The 19750-nt window shown below is 70.5% G+C and carries 15 protein-coding genes and 1 pseudogene; 7 read left to right on the forward strand and 9 right to left on the reverse strand.

Translation table 11 applies throughout. The annotated features are described in order from the left end of the window. Window positions 1–35 precede the first annotated feature (35 nt). Genes MUY14_RS44505 through MUY14_RS44520 form a run of 4 tightly spaced genes read left to right on the forward strand, consistent with a single transcriptional unit; the run spans window position 36 to window position 3347 of the window. Window positions 36–1121 carry an ABC transporter ATP-binding protein gene (locus MUY14_RS44505; protein WP_247018878.1) on the forward strand — a complete coding sequence of 362 codons (1086 nt, stop codon included), beginning with the start codon at window positions 36–38 and terminating at the stop codon, window positions 1119–1121. After that, entirely contained in the window at window positions 1118–1786 is a 669-nt protein-coding gene (locus MUY14_RS44510) for an ABC transporter permease (RefSeq protein WP_247018880.1), read from the forward strand. The genes MUY14_RS44505 and MUY14_RS44510 overlap by 4 nt, the downstream gene beginning before the upstream one ends. Next, window positions 1783–2466, forward strand: a complete 684-nt coding sequence (locus MUY14_RS44515) for an ABC transporter permease (RefSeq protein ID WP_247018882.1) — start codon at window positions 1783–1785, stop codon at window positions 2464–2466. The genes MUY14_RS44510 and MUY14_RS44515 overlap by 4 nt, the downstream gene beginning before the upstream one ends. Further along, window positions 2463–3347, forward strand: coding sequence for an ABC transporter substrate-binding protein (locus tag MUY14_RS44520; RefSeq protein WP_247018883.1), 885 nt, complete (start codon window positions 2463–2465; stop codon window positions 3345–3347). The genes MUY14_RS44515 and MUY14_RS44520 overlap by 4 nt, the downstream gene beginning before the upstream one ends. Here MUY14_RS44520 and MUY14_RS44525 read toward each other — a convergent pair. The 4 genes and pseudogenes from MUY14_RS44525 to MUY14_RS44540 all read right to left on the reverse strand — a co-directional run bounded on the left by MUY14_RS44525 (window position 3344) and on the right by MUY14_RS44540 (window position 6419). Beyond that, complete coding sequence (locus tag MUY14_RS44525; protein ID WP_247018884.1) at window positions 3344–4639, reverse strand: erythromycin esterase family protein; 1296 nt, start codon at window positions 4637–4639, stop codon at window positions 3344–3346. The genes MUY14_RS44520 and MUY14_RS44525 overlap by 4 nt on opposite strands. 94 nt (window positions 4640–4733) lie before the next feature. Further along, a pseudogene (locus tag MUY14_RS47175) lies at window positions 4734–4931 on the reverse strand (LysE family transporter); the annotation flags it as partial. Continuing rightward, window positions 4928–5887, reverse strand: a complete 960-nt coding sequence (locus MUY14_RS44535; RefSeq protein ID WP_247018885.1) for an LLM class flavin-dependent oxidoreductase — start codon at window positions 5885–5887, stop codon at window positions 4928–4930. The pseudogene MUY14_RS47175 and the gene MUY14_RS44535, both read right to left, overlap by 4 nt. A gap of 13 nt (window positions 5888–5900) precedes the next feature. Next, a complete protein-coding gene (locus MUY14_RS44540) occupies window positions 5901–6419 on the reverse strand; it encodes a GNAT family N-acetyltransferase (protein WP_247018886.1) in 519 nt (172 codons plus the stop codon). Between the two features lie 232 nt (window positions 6420–6651). On the opposite strand from MUY14_RS44540, the gene MUY14_RS44545 reads away from it, so the two are divergent. Together MUY14_RS44545 and MUY14_RS44550 are read left to right on the forward strand one after the other, a co-directional pair. Continuing rightward, window positions 6652–8193, forward strand: a complete 1542-nt coding sequence (locus MUY14_RS44545) for a S8 family peptidase (protein WP_247018887.1) — start codon at window positions 6652–6654, stop codon at window positions 8191–8193. Window positions 8194–8279: 86 nt separating this feature from the next. After that, window positions 8280–8984 carry a hypothetical protein gene (locus MUY14_RS44550; protein WP_247018888.1) on the forward strand — a complete coding sequence of 235 codons (705 nt, stop codon included), beginning with the start codon at window positions 8280–8282 and terminating at the stop codon, window positions 8982–8984. 55 nt (window positions 8985–9039) lie between these two features. On the opposite strand, the gene MUY14_RS44555 is transcribed toward MUY14_RS44550, so the two are convergent. Further along, window positions 9040–12744: a multifunctional oxoglutarate decarboxylase/oxoglutarate dehydrogenase thiamine pyrophosphate-binding subunit/dihydrolipoyllysine-residue succinyltransferase subunit gene (locus MUY14_RS44555; RefSeq protein ID WP_247018890.1), complete on the reverse strand. Its 3705-nt coding sequence runs from the start codon at window positions 12742–12744 to the stop codon at window positions 9040–9042. A 259-nt stretch (window positions 12745–13003) separates the two neighbouring features. Here MUY14_RS44555 and MUY14_RS44560 point away from each other — a divergent pair, with 259 nt between their 5' ends. Further along, the gene (locus tag MUY14_RS44560; protein WP_247018892.1) at window positions 13004–13276 is read left to right on the forward strand and encodes a hypothetical protein; all 273 of its coding nucleotides are present in this window, start codon (window positions 13004–13006) and stop codon (window positions 13274–13276) included. Here the strand turns inward: MUY14_RS44560 and MUY14_RS44565 are convergent. The 4 genes from MUY14_RS44565 to MUY14_RS44580 all read right to left on the reverse strand — a co-directional run bounded on the left by MUY14_RS44565 (window position 13273) and on the right by MUY14_RS44580 (window position 19688). Next, complete coding sequence (locus MUY14_RS44565; protein ID WP_247018894.1) at window positions 13273–13878, reverse strand: DUF4291 domain-containing protein; 606 nt, start codon at window positions 13876–13878, stop codon at window positions 13273–13275. The two genes, MUY14_RS44560 and MUY14_RS44565, sit on opposite strands and share 4 nt — an antisense overlap. Before the next feature lie 50 nt (window positions 13879–13928). Beyond that, a complete protein-coding gene (locus tag MUY14_RS44570) occupies window positions 13929–17675 on the reverse strand; it encodes an ABC transporter transmembrane domain-containing protein (protein WP_247018896.1) in 3747 nt (1248 codons plus the stop codon). A 97-nt stretch (window positions 17676–17772) separates the two neighbouring features. Beyond that, window positions 17773–18654, reverse strand: a complete 882-nt coding sequence (locus tag MUY14_RS44575; RefSeq protein WP_247018898.1) for an ABC transporter permease — start codon at window positions 18652–18654, stop codon at window positions 17773–17775. Next, the gene (locus MUY14_RS44580) at window positions 18654–19688 is read right to left on the reverse strand and encodes an ABC transporter ATP-binding protein (RefSeq protein WP_247018899.1); all 1035 of its coding nucleotides are present in this window, start codon (window positions 19686–19688) and stop codon (window positions 18654–18656) included. The genes MUY14_RS44575 and MUY14_RS44580 overlap by 1 nt, the downstream gene beginning before the upstream one ends. Between the last annotated feature and the right edge of the window lie 62 nt (window positions 19689–19750).

The following is a 19750-nucleotide window of genomic DNA, read 5'->3' on the forward strand; positions in this document are numbered from 1 at the left end:
TACGGTCGGAACCGACCGGGACATGGGGAGTGGCAGTGACCATCGAATTCCGCGACGTGACCAAGCAGTATCCGGATGGGACGGTCGCCGTCGACAAGCTGAACCTGACGGTCGAGGACGGCACGATCACCGTGTTCGTCGGCCCGTCCGGCTGTGGCAAGACGACGTCGCTGCGGATGATCAACCGGATGGTCGAGCCGACCGGCGGGCAGGTGCTGCTCGACGGCAAGGACGTCGCCGAGGGCGACCCGGCGCTGCTGCGCCGCGGCATCGGCTACGTCATCCAGCACGCCGGGCTCTTTCCCCATCGGACGGTGCTGGACAACATCGCCACCGTGCCGCTGCTTTCGGGCTGGGACAAGGCGAAGGCGCGCCAGCGGGCCGCCGAGCTGCTCGAGATCATCGGGCTGCCGGCCGAGCTCGGCAAGCGGTACCCGGCGCAGCTTTCGGGCGGCCAGCAGCAGCGCGTCGGCGTCGCCCGCGCGCTCGCCGCGGACTCGCCGGTGCTGCTGATGGACGAGCCGTTCTCCGCCGTCGACCCGATCGTGCGCGAAGACCTGCAGAACGAGCTGCTGCGGCTGCAGTCGCAGCTGGGCAAGACGATCGTGTTCGTCACGCACGACATCGACGAGGCCGTCCGGCTCGGCGACAAGGTCGCGGTGATGCGCGTCGGCGGCAAGCTCGCCCAGTACGGCACGCCCGCCGACGTGCTGCGGCACCCGGTGGACGACTTCGTGGCGTCCTTCGTCGGCCGCGACCGCGGCTACCGCGGCCTGTCCTTCCTCTCCGCCGAAGGCGTCGAGGTCAAGGAGATCGAGCTCGTCGAGATCGGTTCGCCGGTGCCCGCGAGCGACGGCTGGCGGCTCGGCGTCAACACCGACAAGCAACCCCGCGGCTGGCTGGCGCCGAACTCCACAGTGGACGGCTCACTGTCCGAAGAGGACCTCATGGCCGGCGGCTCGCTGTGGATCCACGGCACCCCGATCCGCGGCGCGCTCGACGCGGCCCTGTCGTCCCCGGCCAGCCTCGGCGTGGTCGTCGACGAAGACCACCGCGTGCTCGGCGGCGTCGTCGCCCGGCAGGTCCTGGACGTGATCGAGGCCACGCCGCAGGCGTCATGAGCTTTTTCGACGAGCTCGGGCGGTACCTGAGCAGTGCGAACAACCGCGTCCAGGTCCTCGGCGACCTGGGTGACCACGTGTACCTGGCGCTGCTCCCGCTGGTGCTCGGCATCGTGCTGGCGATCGCGGCGGGCTGGGTCGGCCACCGCTGGCAGCCCGTGCGCCAGGTCCTCATGGTGCTGGCGAACCTGCTCTACACGATCCCGTCGCTCGCGCTGTTCGTCGTGATCCCCGGCCTGATCGGGTCGAAGATCCTCGACAGCGTCAACGTCGTCGTCGCGCTGACGATCTACACCACGGCGCTGCTGGTCCGCCCGGTGCTCGACGCGCTGGACGCGGTGCCGCCGTCGGTGATCGCCGCGGCCACCGCGGTGGGCTACAAGCCGCTGCGCAAGTTCTTCGCCGTCGAGCTGCCGCTGTCGGTGCCGGTGCTCGCGGCCGGCGTGCGGGTGGCGTCGGTGAGCAACATCAGCCTGGTCAGCGTCGGCGCGCTGATCGGCACCGGCGGCCTCGGCGTGCTGTTCACCGACGGCTTCCAGCGCGAGTACTTCTCGCCGATCGTCGTCGGCATCGTGCTGACGCTGCTGCTCGCGCTCGTCGTCGACCTGGTCCTCGTGGGGATCCGGAACCTGCTGACACCGTGGGAACGGGTGACTGCCGCATGATCACCGACCTCTTCCACTGGTTCGGCGACCCGGCGCACTGGTCCGGGCCGGACGGCATCCCGCAGCGGTTGCTGGAGCACTTGGGCTACGTCGCGCTGTCGTTGGTGATCGCGCTGGTCATCGCTGTCCCGTTGGGACTGTTCGTCGGCCACACCGGACGCGGCGGCGTCGCTTTGGTGAGCGCGGGCAACGCGATCCGCGCGCTGCCGACGCTGGGGCTCGTCACGTTCCTGTTCCTGCTGTTCACCGAAAGCGTCACCTCGACGATCATCGGGCTCGTCGTGCTGGCCGTGCCGCCGATCCTGGCCGGGACGTACGCCGGGCTGCAGGCGACCGACCACGGCGTGGTCGACGCGGCCGAGGGCGTCGGGATGACCGGCTGGCAGCGGCTCTGGAAGGTCGAGGTGCCGATCTCGCTGCCACTCGTGCTGGGCGGCATCCGCAACGCCGTGCTGCAGCTCGTGGCGACGGCCGCGGTGGCCGCGTACGTCGGACTCGGTGGCCTGGGCCGGTTCCTGCTCGACGGACTGGCCATTTTGGACTATTCCGAGGTGATCGCGGGCGCGCTGCTGACGACGTTGCTCGCCATCGTCCTGGACGTGCTCTTCGCGTTGCTGAACCGGGCGTTGGTGCCCCGGGGCGTCCGGCTCGCGGCGGCGGTGAAGAAGGTGACGGCGTGAAGCGTTTTCTGGCGGCCGCTGTCCTGCTCTTGGCCGCGGGTTGCGGCAATCCCCTGGCGGGCGGCGGCGAGGGCGGGGCGACCGGCGACATCATCATCGGCGCGTCCGACGTCGGGGAAAGCCTGCTGCTGGCCCAGATCTACGCCGGCGCGCTGAAGAACGCGGGCGCCACGAACGTGACCGTGCGGCCGCCGGTCGGCAGCCGCGAGGTCGTCGTCAAGGCGCTGCAGGACAAATCGCTGTCGGTCGTCCCGGACTACAGCGGGAACCTGTTGCGGTACTTCGACAAGGACACCCAGGCGACGACGTCGCAGGACGTCTACGCGCAGCTCCGCCAGAAGGTCCCGCCGGGGTTCGAGGTGCTGGCCCAGGCACCGGCCGAGGACAAGGACCTGCTCGTCGTCGGCCCGCAGCTGGCGGCGAGCGGCGTGAAGACGTTCTCGGACCTGGGAAAGCGCTGCGGCGAGCTGGTGTTCGGCGGTCCGGGCCAGTGGAGCAGCCGCTGGAAGGACAAGATCAAGTCGTTGTACGGCTGTGAGTTCAAGGAGATCCGCACGACCGACACCGGTGGCCCGGTGACGGTGGCGGCCCTGAAGTCGGGTGACGTCCAGGTGGCGGATCTCTTCAGCACGTCGTCGACGATCGCCGCGAACGGCTTCGTGCCGTTGGTCGACGACAAGAACATGTTCCCGGCCCAGAACATCGTCCCGCTGGTGGCGCGCGGGACGTTGTCCCCGGGCGAGGTCTCGGCGCTGAACCGCGTGTCGGCGGCGCTGACCACCGAACAGCTCACGCGGCTCAACGTCGAGTTCACCGAGGAGAAGCGCAACCCGCTGGACATCGCGGAAGACTTCCTGGCGCGCAACAACCTGCGGTCTTAGCTCGCTTTCGCCGCGCGCACCTCGTGCAGGTGCACGACGACGTCGAACGACCGCGCGAGCGCGATCCCTTCCGGTTCGGAGGGGAACTGCGTGCCGATGTTCCACGTCGGCCGGGCGACCCCGAGCCAGGCGCGGGCGGTGGCCGGTGCGGTGCGGGCGTCGAAGTAGTAGTCGCGGTAGGGCACCCGGTCAAGGGTGTGCTCGTTCGAGCCGGGTGCGGCCGGGGGCACGGTGAACCGCTTCCAGTCACCGCCGATCGCGGTGTCCTTCGACAGGAAGGCGCCGCGGTCGAACGTCATCGCGATGGCGACGTAGTCCTTCCCGAGCCGGTCGCGCAGGAACGACCCCTGGGTCTTCGGGTAGAGCGCCGGGTTGCCCGCGGCGTAGCCGGTGTGGTCGTTGTGCGCCGACACCAGCACCTTCTGGCCGGTGTGCTGCCGCCACCAGAGGACGTTGCGGGCCATCTCCTCGTCGCGGAAGCGCTCCATCGCGGCGAGGCCGGCCGGGTCGGTCAGGTCGACGGTCAGGAACTCCGTCGTCTTGGCGATCGACCGGGCGTTCTGCTCGGCCCATTCGGCGTTCTTCCCGTTGACGCCGTCGACGAGGTCGAACGCCTGGCGCGCGCGGTCGGCGAGGCGCTTGCGTTCGGCGATGGGCTTGCCGAGGTAGGCCACGATGTCGTCGAGCGGGCGCAGGCCGGTGTAGAGCTCGTCGAGCCGAGCGGCTTTCGCGGGCGCGTTTTCCCGCACGTACGCGGTCACCTTGCCGAAGAAGGCGTCGCTCAACGTCGGGGCGCCGAGGTCGTCGCCGAGGAAGTGGACGGTCCGGCCGGGGTGCCGCCGGTTGTAGTCGCGCATCCACTCGACGAGGTGGACGAACTCCTCGCGGTCCCACGGGGAACCGGCCAGTTCCTGCTTGAGGATCGTGCGCGCGTCCCCGGCGCCGGTCTGCAGGTACTCGTCGATCCGGAGCCCGGCGGACCAGCTCAGTTCGAGCGCGAACGTGGTGAACCCGCGCTCTTCGACGAGGTGGCGGAAGACCCGCTCCTTCATGGCGAAGAACTCGTGCGAGCCGTGGGTGGCTTCGCCGAGCCCGGCCACCGGGGCGTCGCCGACCATGGCGCCGAGCGCCCGGAGATCGGCGGTGCTCCCGCCGGGTTCGGTGGTGCGGAGGGGGTGGGCCACCTGGGTCAGCGCGCGGACCGGGTCCCGCGGTGCCGCTTCCGCCGTCGCGGGTACTGCCGTCAGCGTGATCACCGCGGCGGCGAGCAGTGCCGTGCTTTTTCTTTTCATGGCGGGAAGTCTGGCCGGAACTCCGGGTTCGCGGCATGGGGTGCGCCGCCGGGTTCGGGGTGGTGCAGGCGCTACCTGTCGACGGCCGGCGCCGACGATGGCGAACCGCAGCAACGCCGAGGTGGATGAGGTAGGCCGCCCCGGCGATCCGGACGACGGTGAAGGCCACGGGCACGGGGGCGAAGAGCGCGGCCGGCCCGGCCGCGGCGACGGTGACGTGAATGGCCTCACTGGTGGCGACCCCGGCGGTGGCGAGCAGCCCGGCTTTGGGCCCGCCCGGACAACGGCTCAGCCGCGCACGGCCGCCGCTACCCGGGCGGCGTCCTCAATGGCCTGCTCCGGTGGCTCCTCCGGCAGCGGCAGCAGCACCACCGACCCGCTCCCCGCTTCGTGAAGCGCCCGCACCGAAGCCACGCACTCCTCCAGCGAACCGCAGATCGCCAGCTTGCTCAGCCACTCCGGGCGCAGGCCCGCGGCCAGCTCGTCCACTGTGGACGCCGAATCGAGCAGCTCCAGCAGCTCCGCCGCGAACGGCAACCCCTCCACCTGGACCCGCGAACCCGGCGTCAACGACTCCGCCACCGTCCGGCGGGCCCGCTCGGCATCGCCCAGCGCCAGCCAGTTGTACGTCACCACCGCGTGCGGGCCCGGCGCCGCGATGTCGGACAGCGCCGTTCGGACGAACTCCGGTGGGGACGGCTCCGCCAGGATCGTGCCGTCCGCCGTCGCGCCCGCGATCGCCAGGGACTTCGGGCGGCGGACGCCCGCCAGCAGCGGGGGTGCTGACGACGGTGGGAACACCAGCTCGACCTCGTCCAGCGACACGTGCCGCCCGGTCATCGAGACCCGCTCGCCCGCGAGCAGCCGGCGGACCGCCACCAGGGTTTCCTCCAGCGCCGCCAGCTGCGACGCCGGGTAAGCGCCGATCTGGCGCATCCACGACGCGACGCCGTGGCCGAAGCCGCCGATCAGGCGGCCCGGGTGGAGCTCGGCCAGCGCTGCCAGCTCCATCGCCGCGATCGCCGGGTTGCGGGCCACCGCCGGGAGGACGCCGATGCCGACCTTGATCGTCGACGTCACCGCCAGCGCGGTCGCGACCGTTGCGATGCCGGCCGCCCAGAAGCAGTCCTCGACCAGCCAGACTTCGTCCAGGCAGGCGGCTTCCGCCTGGCGGGCCAGCTCGACCAGCTTGGCCGGCGGCTGCTCACGGTTGATCCGGACTCCCACGGACGTGGTCGGTGCGTACATCGGCGACTCCTGTTCAGATCCGCGAAAAAGCCGGCGCGTACTCGAACGCGCCGGCCTGGGTGGACTTGTACCCCGTCAGCGTCCGGGCCTGGAAGTTCTTGCTCCAGGCCGGATCCGGCGGGGTGATCGAGAGCGTCGACGCCGTCACGAAGCCGAAGCGCGTGTAGTAGGCCGGGTTGCCGAGCAGGACGACCAGGCCGTGGCCGAGCGCGTCCGCCGCGCCGAGGACCGCGTGCATCAGGGCCGAACCGACGCCACGAGCCTGGTGCGCGGGCAGCACGCCGAGCGGGCCGAGGCCGACCGCGGCCGCCGGGTCGTCGGCGACGCGGGCGCGGCTGCAGCACACGTGCCCGACGACCTCGCCGTCGTGGAGCGCCACCAGGGACAACGCGTCGATCAGGTCGCCGTCGGCGCGCAACTCGTCCACGAGCGGCGCCTCGCCCGGTGTCACGTCGGCCTCGCGCCGGAACGCTTCGCTGTGGACGCGGTGGATCGCGGCCTGGTCGGCGGGGGTCTCGCGGCGGATCAGCATGGCCGTCACCTTGCCGCGAACCGGCGCCGAGCGGAAATCGTTTTCGCGGGCAGACTTTGGTAGGGGACCGTTCGAGTGGTCTTGAACTGCGCAAACCGGACGATCTACCGATCTGGGCAGGGTGCGACCTAAAGTTCCGTCCACGTTCCACGTGAACGCGCTTCACGTCTCACCCCTGGCGACCCGGCGGCCGTGCACCGCCCGGTCGACCCTGCCCAGAAAGGGACGAACCATGCGTCTGCTGACCAGAATCGGGGCTATCGCCGCCGTTTCGGCGTTGACCGCCTTGAGCGGCAACGCCGTCGCGACGGCGAGCGAAGGAACGATCGTCGGGGCCGGCGGCGCCGACGCCGTCAAGGACAGCTACATCGTCGTCTTCAAGGACGGCACGGCCGCGGAGAGCAAGGCGAAGGAAGTCACGAGCCGCCACGGCGGCACGGTCGCCAGGACGTTCTCCGCGGCCCTGCGCGGCTTCACCGGCACGATGTCCGAGACGCAGGCGAAGCGCATCGCGGCCGACCCCGCGGTGTCCACTGTGGAGCAGAACAAGGTCGTGCGGGCGAGCGCCGACCAGCTGAACCCGCCGTCCTGGGGGCTGGACCGGGTCGACCAGCGGAACCTGCCGCTCGACCAGAAGTACAGCTACAGCACGACGGCGCCGAACGTGCACGCGTACGTGATCGACACCGGCATCAACCTCACGCACAGCACCTTCGGCGGGCGGGCGACCTCGGGGTACGACTTCGTCGACAACGACAGCAACGCGACCGACTGCCAGGGCCACGGCACGCACGTCGCCGGCACCATCGGCGGCTCGCAGTACGGCCTGGCCAAGGAGGTCAAGCTGGTCGCCGTGCGCGTGCTCAACTGCAGCGGCTCCGGCACGACGGCCGGCGTCATCTCCGGCGTCGACTGGGTGACGGCGAACGCGGTCAAGCCGGCCGTCGCGAACATGAGCCTCGGCGGCGGCGCATCCAGCACGCTCGACGCCGCGGTGCAGCGCTCGATCTCCGCGGGCATCACCTACGGCCTCGCGGCGGGCAACGACAACGGCGCCAACGCGTGCAACGGCTCCCCGGGCCGCGTCGCGGCGGGCATCACCGTCGGCGCGACGACGTCCACCGACGCCCGCGCGAGCTACTCCAACATCGGCACCTGCCTCGACATCTTCGCGCCGGGCAGCAGCATCACGTCGTCGTGGATCGGCAGCACCACCGCCACCAACACGATCAGCGGCACGTCGATGGCGACCCCGCACGTCGTCGGCGCGGCGGCGCTGTACCTGGCCGCCAACCCGGGCGCGACGCCGCAGCAGGTCCGCGATGCCCTCGTCGCGAACGGCACCACCGGCAAGGTGACGAACCCGGGCTCGGGCTCGCCGAACGTCCTGCTCTACACCGGTACCGGCACGACCCCGCCGCCGCCGGCCTGCGGCACCGTCACCAACGGCACCGACGTCGCCATCCCCGACCGCGGCGCCGCGGTGACCAGCTCGGTCAGCGTCGCGGGCTGTAGTCGCAACGCGTCCGCGACGACGGCCGTGGAGGTCCACATCGTCCACACCTACGTCGGCGACCTGGTGATCGACCTGGTCGCACCGGACGGGTCGGCGTACCGGCTGAAGAACTCCGGCAGCGACTCCTCGGACAACATCGACACGACCTACAGCGCGAACGTCTCGGGTGAAGCCGCGAACGGCACCTGGACGCTGCGGGTCCAGGACGTCGCCGCGGCCGACACCGGGCGCATCGACACCTGGTCGCTGACCGTCTGAGTGGTGCACCGCTGTGCGGTTTGCCCTGCTGTGTGATTTGCCTGAAACGCCCGCCCCGGTCGCACGAATGGCCTAGTGTCCGGTTCGTGCAGCAAGGACCCCAGTACCCGTACCCCCAGCAGCCCCACCCCCAGCAGCAGTACCCCGGCTACCCGCCGCCGAAGTCCGGCGGGAAGACGGCGCTGGTGGTCGTGCTGGTGGTGGTCGGCGTGCTCGTCCTGGCCGGGGCGGGCGTCGGCGCGTTCTTCCTCCTCACGGCGGACGACAAGGGGTCCACCGCCGCGCCGCCCACGACGTCCGCGAGCGGCGAGCCGGACAAGTACACGTCGCTGCCGCTCTGCAGCGAGGTCGGCAGCCGGATGAACAACCTGCCGCCCCTGTCGAGCGACGCCCCCGCCGAGCCGGCGACCACCTCGGACGACAAGATCCAGCTTTCGCAGCTGAGCTGCTCGTGGACGAAGTCGGGCTCGTCGTCCGGCACGCTGTCGATGATGCTGGCGAAGTCGAACGAGCCGGGCTCGGGGAACGGTCCCGGGTACGCGAAGGCCGGCTACGACATCGAGGTGGAACGCGGCGCGAAGCCGATCAGCGAGAAGATCGGGAAGGCGACGAAGGCGGCGGACATCGACTACGGCTCCAGCGGCACCCTGCAGTGCGGGGTGCGGTTCTACCAAGGCAACGTCGACGCGACCGTGATCGTCACCGCGGCCGACCCGGCGGACCGGAACGTCGAACGCTGCCGCCGCAACGCCCACAGCCTGGCCAAGGCCGCTTCCGAATCGCTCAGCTGAACGACGAAGGCCCCCGCACCGGAAAATGCGGGGGCCTTCGCCGTGGCTCAAGCGATCAGTCGAACGCCTTCGAGATCAGCGCCTTCTGCTCGACCTCGTGCACCTTCGACGAACCCGCCGACGGGGCCGCCATCGGGCGGCGCGACACGACCTGCAGGCCCGAGAGCAGCTCCGGGAACTTCCGGGGCAGGTTCAGGCCGAAGAACGGCCACGCGCCCTGGTTTTCCGGCTCCTCCTGGACCCACGCGACCTGCTGCGCGTTCGAGTACCGCTCCAGCGCCGCGACCAGCTTCTTCTTCGGCAGCGGGTAGTACTGCTCGATCCGCACGATCGCGACGTCGTGCGCCTCGCGCTTCGTCCGCTCCGCGACCAGCTCCCAGTACAGCTTCCCGGAGGTCAGCAGCACCTTCCGGATCTTCGCCGGGTCCGGCGTGACGTCGTCGATGACCGACATGAACCGGCTCTCACCGGTGAAGTCCTCGGTCGGCGACGTGGCGGCCTTGTTGCGCAGCATCGACTTCGGCGTGAAGACCACCAGCGGGCGCTGGATGCCGTCGAGGGCGTGCCGCCGCAGCAGGTGGAAGTAGTTCGCCGGGGTGGACGGGACCGCCACCGTCATCGAGCCCTCCGCACACAGCGAGAGGAAGCGCTCGATGCGGCCGGACGTGTGGTCCGGGCCCTGGCCCTCGTGGCCGTGCGGCAGCAGCAGCACGACATCGGAGCGCTGGCCCCACTTGGCCTCGCCGGAGGAGATGTACTCGTCGATGACGGTCTGCGCGCCGTTGACGAAGTCACCGAACTGCGCTTCCCACATGACCAGCGACTCGGGGTTGGCGACCGAGTAGCCGTACTCGAAGCCGACGGCCGCGTACTCCGACAGCGCCGAGTCGTAGATCATCACGCGGCCCTGGCCCTCGGCCAGGTTCTGCAGCGGCGAGTACTCCTGGCCGGTCTTGCGGTCGATGAACACCGAGTGCCGCTGGGTGAACGTGCCGCGGCGGGAGTCCTGGCCGGACAGCCGGACGAGCCGGCTCTCCATCGCCAGCGACCCGAACGCGAGCAGCTCGCCGAACGCCCAGTCGATGTCGCCCTCGCGGGACATCTTGTGGCGCCGCTCCATGACCGGCTTGACGCGCGGGTGCGGGGTGAAGCCCTCGGGCACGTTCACGAAGGCGTCGCCGATGTGCTCCAGCGTCTCCTTGGTGATCGCGGTCGCGACCTTGGCCGGGACCTGCTGCTCCTCCTCGACCGAGGGGCTCGCCTTCGCCGGGTGCTTCTCCAGCTCCCGGACCTCGTTGAAGACGTGCTCCAGCTGGCTCGAGAAGTCGCGCAGCGCGGCTTCGGCCTCCTCGACGGAGATGTCACCGCGGCCGATCAGCGACTCGGTGTAGGTCTTCCGGACCGAGCGCTTGGTGTCGATGATGTCGTACATCGCCGGCTGCGTCATCGAGGGGTCGTCGCCCTCGTTGTGGCCGCGGCGGCGGTAGCAGATCAGGTCGATGACGACGTCCTTGTGGAACGCCTGCCGGTACTCGACGGCCAGCTTGGCCACCCAGTGCGCGGCTTCGGGGTCGTCGCCGTTTACGTGGAAGATCGGCGAGCCGATCATCTTCGCGACATCGGTCGCGTACTGCGACGAGCGCGAGTGCTCCGGCGCGGTCGTGAAGCCGACCTGGTTGTTGACGATGACGTGCACGGTGCCGCCGGTGCGGTACCCGCGCAGCAGCGACAGGTTCAGCGTCTCGGCGACGACGCCCTGGCCCGCGAAGGCCGCGTCGCCGTGCATCAGGACCGGCAGCACGGTGTAGCCCTCGCCGCCCTTGTCCAGGAGGTCCTGCTTCGCGCGGACGATGCCCTCGAGAACCGGGTCGACGGTCTCGAGGTGCGACGGGTTCGCGGTCAGGGAGACCTTCGTCTCGCCGTCGCCGAACATGCGGAAGTACTTGCCCTCGGCACCGAGGTGGTACTTCACGTCACCGGAACCGTGCGCCTGGCCCGGGTCGAGGTTGCCCTCGAACTCCTGGAAGATCTGGCTGATCGGCTTGCCGACGATGTTGGCCAGCACGTTCAGGCGGCCGCGGTGCGGCATGCCGATGACGACCTCGTCGAGCTCGTGCTCGGCGGCCTTGTCAAGCAGCGTGTCGAGCAGCGGGATCGCCGTCTCGCCGCCCTCGAGCGAGAAGCGCTTCTGGCCGACGTACTTGGTCTGCAGGAACGTCTCGAACGCCTCGGCGGCGTTCAGCTTCGAGAGCACGTACTTCTGGACCGCGGGGTCCGGCTTCTCGTGCGGGATCTCGACGCGCTCCTGGATCCAGCGGCGCTCCTCGGGGTCGAGGATGTGCGTGTACTCGATGCCGACCGTGCGGCAGTACGAGTTGCGCAGCACGCCCAGGATGTCGCGCAGCTTCATCCGCTCCTGGCCGGCGAAGCCGCCGACCGGGAACTCGCGGTCGAGGTCCCAGAGCGTCAGGCCGTGGGACAGGACGTCGAGGTCGGCGTGGCTGCGCTGGCGGTAGTTCAGCGGGTCGGTGTCGGCCATCAGGTGGCCGCGCATCCGGAACGCGTCGATGAGCTCGATCACGCGGGCGGTCTTGTCGACCGGGCCCTCGGGGATGTCGGCGACCCAGCGGATCGGCTCGTACGGCAGGCGCAGGCTGGTGAAGACGTCGTCGTAGAAGCCGTCTTCGCCGAGCAGCAGCTGGTGGATGCGCTTGAGGAACTCGCCGGACTCCGCACCCTGGATGATGCGGTGGTCGTAGGTCGAGGTCAGCGTCATGATCTTGCTGATGCCGAGGTCGACCAGCGTCTTCTCGCTGGTGCCCTCGAACGCCGCCGGGTACTGCATGGCGCCGACGCCGATGATGGCGCCCTGGCCGGCCTGCAGACGCGGCACCGAGTGGTTGGTGCCGATGCCGCCGGGGTTGGTCAGCGAGATCGTGGTGCCCGCGAAGTCGTCCGCGGTGAGCTTGTTGTTGCGGGCCTTCTTGACGATGTCCTCGTACGCCTGCCAGAACTGCAGGAACGACATGTCCTCGACGCCCTTGACCGAGGCCACGACGAGGTTGCGGGACCCGTCCTTGCCCTTCATGTCGATGGCGAGCCCGAAGTTGACGTGCTCCGGCGTGATCGCGAACGGCTTGCCGTCGATCTGCTGGTAGTGCCGGTTCAGGTTCGGGAAGTCCTTCAGCGCCCGCACCATGGCGTAGCCGATGAGGTGCGTGAAGGAGATCTTGCCGCCACGCGTGCGCTTGAGGTGGTTGTTGATGACGATGCGGTTGTCCGCCATCAGCTTGGCCGGGACCGCGCGCACGCTGGTCGCGGTGGGGACGCTCAGCGAGGCGTCCATGTTCTTGGCGATGGCCGCCGCGGCGCCTCGAAGCTGCTTCGACTCCGGCTCATCCTTCTTCGCGTCGGCCTTCGGCTCGGCCTTCGCGGCGGCGGGCTTGGGAGCCGCCTTCGGCGCCGGCTTCGCGGGGGCCGGCGTCTTCGTCGGGGCCGCCTGCTTGGCCGCCGACTCCGCGTTCTGCACGGCCTTGGCCGAAGGCTGCGCCGCGGCCTGGCCGTTGGTGGCCGGCTTGGCTTCGGCCTGCTGCCGGGCGTTGTCCGCCTTGGCCTGCGCGTTCTGCGTCGGCTTGAAGTCCGCGAAGAAGTCGTGCCATGCGGCATCGACTGAAGAAGGGTCGGCGAGGAACTGGTCGTACATCTCCTCGACCAGCCACTCGTTGGGGCCGAATTGTGACGCAGGGCTGCTGCTGGACACGGCTGGGGCTCGCCTCTATCCGTCTCGATCTCGATCTTGAATCCGCTGATGCGCCTACCAGGCTAACCCCCTCGGTGACCGCGATGTGATGGAACCGGCCTGTGTGAGGCGTGGCGCACTAGGGGATCGGTCACTGACTCGATCAAGATGTGCTAAGGGAACCTTAAGCGCTGGACCCGGTACAGGGTTTCGCGGTGTCTTTTTTCCCGGTTCGCCCGGCTGCCGCCGAGCGTTCACCGCGGCGGGTTCCCATGGCGGGATGTGGCTGGTCGAATGTCCGTCGTTCTGGGACCAGGGCCTGGTGAGGCCGCTGGTCACCGAGTCCGGCACGGTCGTGCTCCGGTGCGATTCGTGCCACGCGGTCTGGCCCACGCTGGCCGACTTCGAGGAGATGGAGTGGGTCGAGCCCGACGAGCCGGACTGGCTGGTCGGGGCGGGAGTCCACGTGCGGCCGGGGACGGTCCGGTGGGCGTCGCGGCCGGATGTGGAGGCGGCGGGGCTGGGTTCGCTGAAGTGGCGGGCGCTGCCTTAGCCGGTGGCGTCGACGGCGGCGGCCAGCTCGGATGACAGCTCGTACGGCGGCTCGTGGGGGACGAGCTTCACCGCTTTGTGCAGCTGGTCGGTGGCCAGCAGGCCGGAGATGTCGCGCATCACCGGGGTGACGTCGGTGATGGTGGTGATCCACTCGTCGAGGTAGTGGTCGACCGCTTCGCCGCTCAAGCCGATCTGGATGGCCCGGAAGTTCTGCGCGTTGTGGTGGAGGTCTCGCTCCGGGTCCCACTGGATGCGCACCGGGCTCGTCTTGAGCTCCCGCTGCCAGGCGTCCTTGGCCTGATCACGGCGTGGGTGGCTCAGCGCGGCGTGCGCGAGGGCCCACTCGAAGCCTTCGCGGGTGATGTCGATCGCCAAGATGCGCTCCTGCCCCGGCTTCTTGCCGTAGCCGCAGCGGTAGGCCATCCACCGGAACGAGGGTTTGATCCACGTCATCCGGTCGCGCTTGAACGGTTCGACGAACGTCTGCTTCTCGAGCGCGGCTTCGGCGATCGACGGTGAGTACGCCTGGTAGACCCGGAGCGTGGTCTCGGTCTGGGCCGCTCGGATCTGCCGGTCGGGCACCCGCTGCTCTTCGAACATGTCCGCCATGCTCCCAGCGCCCCGGCCACCTGGCCACGGACTTTCGGTGTTCAGCCCAGGGCCCACAGCCTTGCGTAGTGCCCCTTCGCCGCCAGGAGCTCTTCGTGCGTTCCCGTCTCGGCGATGCGGCCGTGGTCCAGGACCACGATGCGGTCCGCGCGGGCCGCCGTTGCCAGGCGGTGGGCCACCACGAACGTCGTGCGGCGGCGGGCCACCGTCTCCGTTGCGCGCAGGACCGCCGCTTCCGTCGACGGGTCCAGGGCTGCCGTTGCCTCGTCCAGCAGCAGGACGTCCGGGTCCACCAGCTCCGCTCGGGCCAGTGCCACCAGCTGGCGCTGGCCCGCCGACAGCGAGCGGCCGCGTTCGCCCACCGGTTGCAGGAAGCCCGCCGGCAGCGCCGCGACGCCGTCGAACGCGCCCACCGCGCGGACCGCCGCCTCCACCTCCGCGTCGGAGGCGGACGGGCGGCCGTAGCGGACGTTGTCGGCCACCGTGCCCGAGAACAGGTGCGCCTCCTGCGGCACCACGCCCATCCGGCCCCGCAGGCCGGCCAGCTCGTACTCGCGGACGTCCGTGCCGTCGATCCGGACCTCGCCGCCGGTGACGTCGTAGTAGCGCGCGACCAGCTTGACGACCGTCGACTTCCCGGCGCCGGTCGCGCCGACCAGCGCGATCGTCTCGCCGGCGCTGACGTCCAGCGAGAACTGCTCCAGCGCCTTCGCCTCGACACCGGTGTAGGAGAAGTCGACGTCCTTGAACGCCACCTCGCCGCGCAGCCGCTCCGGTGCCGCGACCGAGTGCTCGGCCGCCGGGACCGACGTCGGCGTGCGCAGCAGGTCGCCGATCCGGGAGAGGCCGACGCGGGCCTGCTGGTAGCCGTCGAACACCGACGACAGCTGCTGGATCGGCGAGAAGAACTGCTGCAGGTACAGCAGGAACGCGAGCAGCACGCCGGCCGACAGCGTGCCCGCCGCGACGCGGCTCGCCCCCACCACCAGCACCGTCGTGGTCGCCAGGTCGGACAGCAGCGCCACCAGCGGGAAGTACGTGGCGACGTACTGCTGGGCGCGCAACCGCGAGCGCCGGTACGAGTCGCTCAGCGAAGCGAACGCCTCCGCGGACCGGTCTTCGCGCGAGTACGCCTGCGTGACGCGCAGCCCGCTGACGTTCTCCTGCATGTCCGCGTTGACGACGCTGACCCGCTCGCGGGCCTCGTTGTACGCCTTCGACGCCGCCCGCCGGAAGATCACCGTGGCCACCGCCAGCACCGGCACCATCGCCAGCGCGAACAACGCCAGCCCGGCGTCGGTGACCAGCAGCGCCGCCGCGATCCCGGCCAGCGTCAGCGCGCTGACCACCGCCGTGGCGAGCCCGGTCTGCAGGAACGTCGAGAGCGCGTCGACGTCCGTCGTCATCCGGGTCATGATCTTCCCGGACAGTTCCCGCTCGTAGTAGTCGAGCCCGAGCCGTTGCAGGTGCGCGTAACTGCGGACGCGCAGCGAGTACAGCACCGTCTCGCCGACCCGCGACGTCAGCCGGGTCTGCGCGAACACCACCAGCCAGTCGGCCGCGATCACCAGGGCGCCGATGCCGGCCGCCAGCCAGACCACGTACTCGACGCCCGTGCGGACACCGTGGTCGACGCCGAACTGGTACAGCGCCGGCAGCGCGATCGACGCCAGCGCGTCCGCCGCCACCAGGCCGACGACCACCGCCAGCGGCCAGCGGACCGGCCGCAGCAGCCGGGCCAGCCGGAAGCCGGGGTCGGGTGCCGTGACGTCCACATCGGACAGCCGCGGCTCGTCGACGGCCGGCGGGAGCTGCCGCACGCCCTCGATCAGCTCCGGGGTCGGCGGCATGTCGAGGCCGGCGCCGCCGCGGCCGACGAACCCGCTGCTGTTCGGGTCGCCGCTGCGCAGGCGCGCCGCGTCGGCCAGCTCGTCGACCTCGTCACGTTCTTCGTGCGGCCACAGCGACGGCGTGACCCCGGCCGGGCCGAGGTCCAGGCCCTCGCACCGGTGCTTCTCCTCGACGCCGTCTCCCGGGCCCGCGATCAGCTCGCGGAACAGCGGGCAGCGCGCCATCAGCTCGGCTTCGGTGCCGACGTCGACCACGTGACCGTTGTCCAGCACCGCGATCCGGTCGGCCAGCGCCAGGGTCGAGCGCCGGTGCGCGATCAGCAGCGTCGTCCGGCTCGCCGTGACCGAACGCAGGGTGTCGTAGATCGCGGCTTCGGTGACGGTGTCGATGGCCGAGGTCGCGTCGTCGAGGATGAGGACGCGCGGGTCGGTGATCAGCGCCCTGGCCAGCCCGAGCCGCTGCCGCTGCCCGCCCGAGAGCGTCAGCCCGCGCTCGCCGACCAGCGTCTCGTAGCCCTCCGGCAGCGCGCGGATGAACTCGTCCGCTTCTGCGGCGCGCGCGGCCGCGAAGACCTCTTCGTCGCTCGCGTCCGGCCTGCCGTACGCGATGTTGTCCCGGATCGTGGTGGAGAACAGGAACGCCTCTTCGAACACCACGCCGATCGCCTGGCGCAGCTGCCGCAGCGGCACGTCCCGGACGTCGAGGCCGCCGACCCGGACCGCGCCCGCGTGCACGTCGTAGAACCGCGGCAGCAGCAGCGAGATCGTCGACTTCCCGGAGCCCGCGGTGCCGACCAGCGCGAGGGTCTCGCCCGGGTGCGCGGTGACCGAAAGCCCGTTCAGCACCGGATCGCTGCGGGTGTAACCGAAGCGGACGGCGTCGAGCTCCACGCCCAGCGGCCCCTCCGGCATCGATTGCGCGTCGGGCGCGTCGACGACGTCCGGCTGCGCGTCGATCAGCTCGTACACGCGCTCGGCGCCCGCGCGGGTCAGCTGGGCCTGCACGACCAGGCTGGACAGCATCCGCGCCGGCCCGACCAGCGTCGCGAGGTAGGTCGCGAAGGCGAGGAACGTGCCGAGCGTGATGGCGCCGTTCATGGCGAGGACGCCCCCGATGCCGAGCACGGCGACCTGGCCGGCGGCGGGCAGGGAAGCGGTCGTCGCCGTCGGTACCGCGGACAGCTTCGCCGCGCGAAGCCGCTCCGCGAACAACTTGCGCGCGGTCCCCTCCAGCCGCCCGACTTCCCGCTTCTCCTGGCCGAAACCCTTGACCACGCGGACACCGGTGACGGTCTCTTCGACCTGCTGCGCGACATCGCCCGCGCGCTGCTGCGCCGACCACGTCGCCGGGAAGAGCCGCTTGCGCCCGCGCGCCACGATGATGCCGACCGCGGGCGTGACGACCAGCGCGATCAGCGTCAGCACCGGGGACAGCCAAAGCATCGCCGCGAACGAAAGCAGCGCGAAGAGCACCGAACCGAAGGACACCGGGATCTGCATCAGGATCCCGGTGACCAGCTGCAGGTCGGAGATCGCGCGCGAGACGATCTGGCCGGTGCGCATCGCGTCCTGCTTGCCGCCGTCCAGCCGCGAAACCGCGTTGAAGACCCGCTGCCGCAGATCGTGCTGGACGCCGAGGGCGAGCTTCCCGCCGACGTACCGGCGCACGAACGCCGTGCCGAAAGCCACCACTTGCAGCGAGATCAGGAAGACGGCCACCCCGGGCAGCCCGCCGGTCTGCCCCGCCACGGCGTCGTCGACCGCCGTGCGCACCAGCAGCGGGCTCACGGCCTGCACGCCGACGCTGAAGACGGCGGCGGTCAGCGAAAGCACGACGAGGGCGCGGTGCTCCCAGGCCGCGGCGGACAGCCGGCGGACCCAGCCGACGGTCTCGGCTGGTGGGAGCTCTTGACGGGAGCGGGGCGGAGCGGTGGTCACGTCATGACAGTAAGCGCGGCCACCGACAATTTATTTCCGCGAACGCCGTGAAGGCCACCCCGGCGACGACGGGGTGGCCTTCACGGACGGGTGAAACCTAGGTGATGTCGCGCTTCTGGTTGCCCAGCCAGCCGAGGCCGAAGAAGAGCATGGTCCAGGCGAAGAAGATCAGCGCCGACGCCCACCACGAGATCACGCCCGGCGCGCCCGCCGCGAGCTGCAGGCCCAGCTGCGACCAGTGGTCGACGCCGCCCGGCAGGTTCAGCGTGTTGATCCCGAAGGCGTCCGCCGCGATCCCGCCCACGATCCCGTTCGCGGTGCCGTTCGGCAGGATCCCGCCCAGGATGTCGACCGGGCCCCAGAGCGCGATGACCAGCACGTTCTCCACGATCAGGAACCACACCAGGAACAGCACCACGGCCAGCGGCACGCTGCGCAGCACCGCGCCGAACCCGATGCCGAACAGCGTCACCAGCACCGAGGCCAGGATCGTCCCGCCGAGCGCGGCCAGCCACTGACCCGCGCTGGGCCACCGGCCGGAGTCGACCGACGCCATCACCGCGACCGCCGAGACGCCGAAGCTCACCAGGCCGTAGATCGCGCCCCACGCCACGTAGGTGAGCATCTTCGCGGTCAGCGCCGTGATCCGGTTCGGCGCGGTCAGGAACGTCGTCGTGATCGTCTTGCTGCGGTACTCGCCCGCCAGCGCGAAGACGCCGAACAGGCCGGGGATGAGCTGCGCGATGTTCACGCCGTGCGCGAACGCCAGCAGCCCGACCGGCAGCTTGCTCGCGTCCAGGCCGACCGCGCCCGCGACCTCGCGCGCGTCGCTCGAGCCGATGAAGTCCGCGAAGTCGTTGGTGATCTTGCCCCAGACGAAGGTCAGCCAGAACGCCACCAGCGCCAGCGGGATCAGCAGCACCCACCACGTGTTCAGCGACAGCGTCTTGCGGAACTCCGCTTTGATCAGGTTGCCCATCACTGCTGCGGTCCTCCCCAGTGCTGCTGCTGTTGCTGCTGCGGGCCCGAAGGCGGGTACTGCTGCGGCGGGTACCCGGGCGGCGGGCCCTGGTACTGCGGCTGTGGCGGGTAACCCGGCGCGCCGGCGTACTGGCCCTGGGTCAGCTGGAAGAACATCCGCTCCAGGTCGGCGTGGTCCTCCTGCATCCCGTAGACCGCGATGCCGGCCTTCGCCGCGATGTCACCGATCTGCTGGACGCTCGACCCGGCGACCGCGACCCGGCCGTCCGGCGTCGGCGAAACGCCGGTGATGCCGTTCTCCTGCAACGCCTTCACGAGCGCCGACGGGTCCGCCGGCTGCACCAGCACCCGCGACTGCTGGCTCTTGCGCAGCTGCTCCAGCGGGCCGAAGTAGCGCGTGACGCCCTGGCTGATGATCACGACCTGGTCGATCAGCTGCTCGACCTCGTTGAGCAGGTGGCTCGACACCAGCACGGTCCGCCGCTGCTCACGCGCGTACGAACGGAGGAAGTTCCGCAGCCACAGGATGCCTTCGGGGTCGAGGCCGTTCGTCGGCTCGTCCAGCACCAGCACCTGCGGGTCGCCGAGCAGCGCGGTGGCCAGCGCCAGCCGCTGCCGCATGCCGAGCGAGAACCCGCCCGCCTTCCGGTCCGCGGCGCTGCCCAGGCCCACCAGGCCGAGCACCTCGTCCGCGCGCTGGTCCGGCACGCCGATCGCCGCCGCGTACACCCGAAGGTGGTTCCGGGCCGTGCGGCCCGGGTGGAAACCTTCGTTTTCCAAAACCGAGCCGACCACCCGCGCCGGATTCCCCAGCTGCGAGTGCGGGCGGCCGTTGATCGTCGCCGTCCCCGACGTGGGCGTCACCAACCCGAGCAGCATGCGCAACGTCGTCGTCTTGCCGGCGCCGTTCGGGCCGAGGAAGCCTGTCACCGACCCCGGTTCGACCGTGAAGCTGAGGTTCTGCACCGCGTTCACCGCGCCGAACTGCTTGCTCAGGTTCTGCACCACAATCCGGCCACTGCCGTCGTGCATACCGTCCCCTAACGTTCCCCGCTGATGCGGCGTCATCCTGCCCTACCGCCGCCGCTCGCGCG

Source organism: Amycolatopsis sp. FBCC-B4732, assembly GCF_023008405.1.
GTDB classification, from domain to species: domain Bacteria; phylum Actinomycetota; class Actinomycetes; order Mycobacteriales; family Pseudonocardiaceae; genus Amycolatopsis; species Amycolatopsis pretoriensis_A.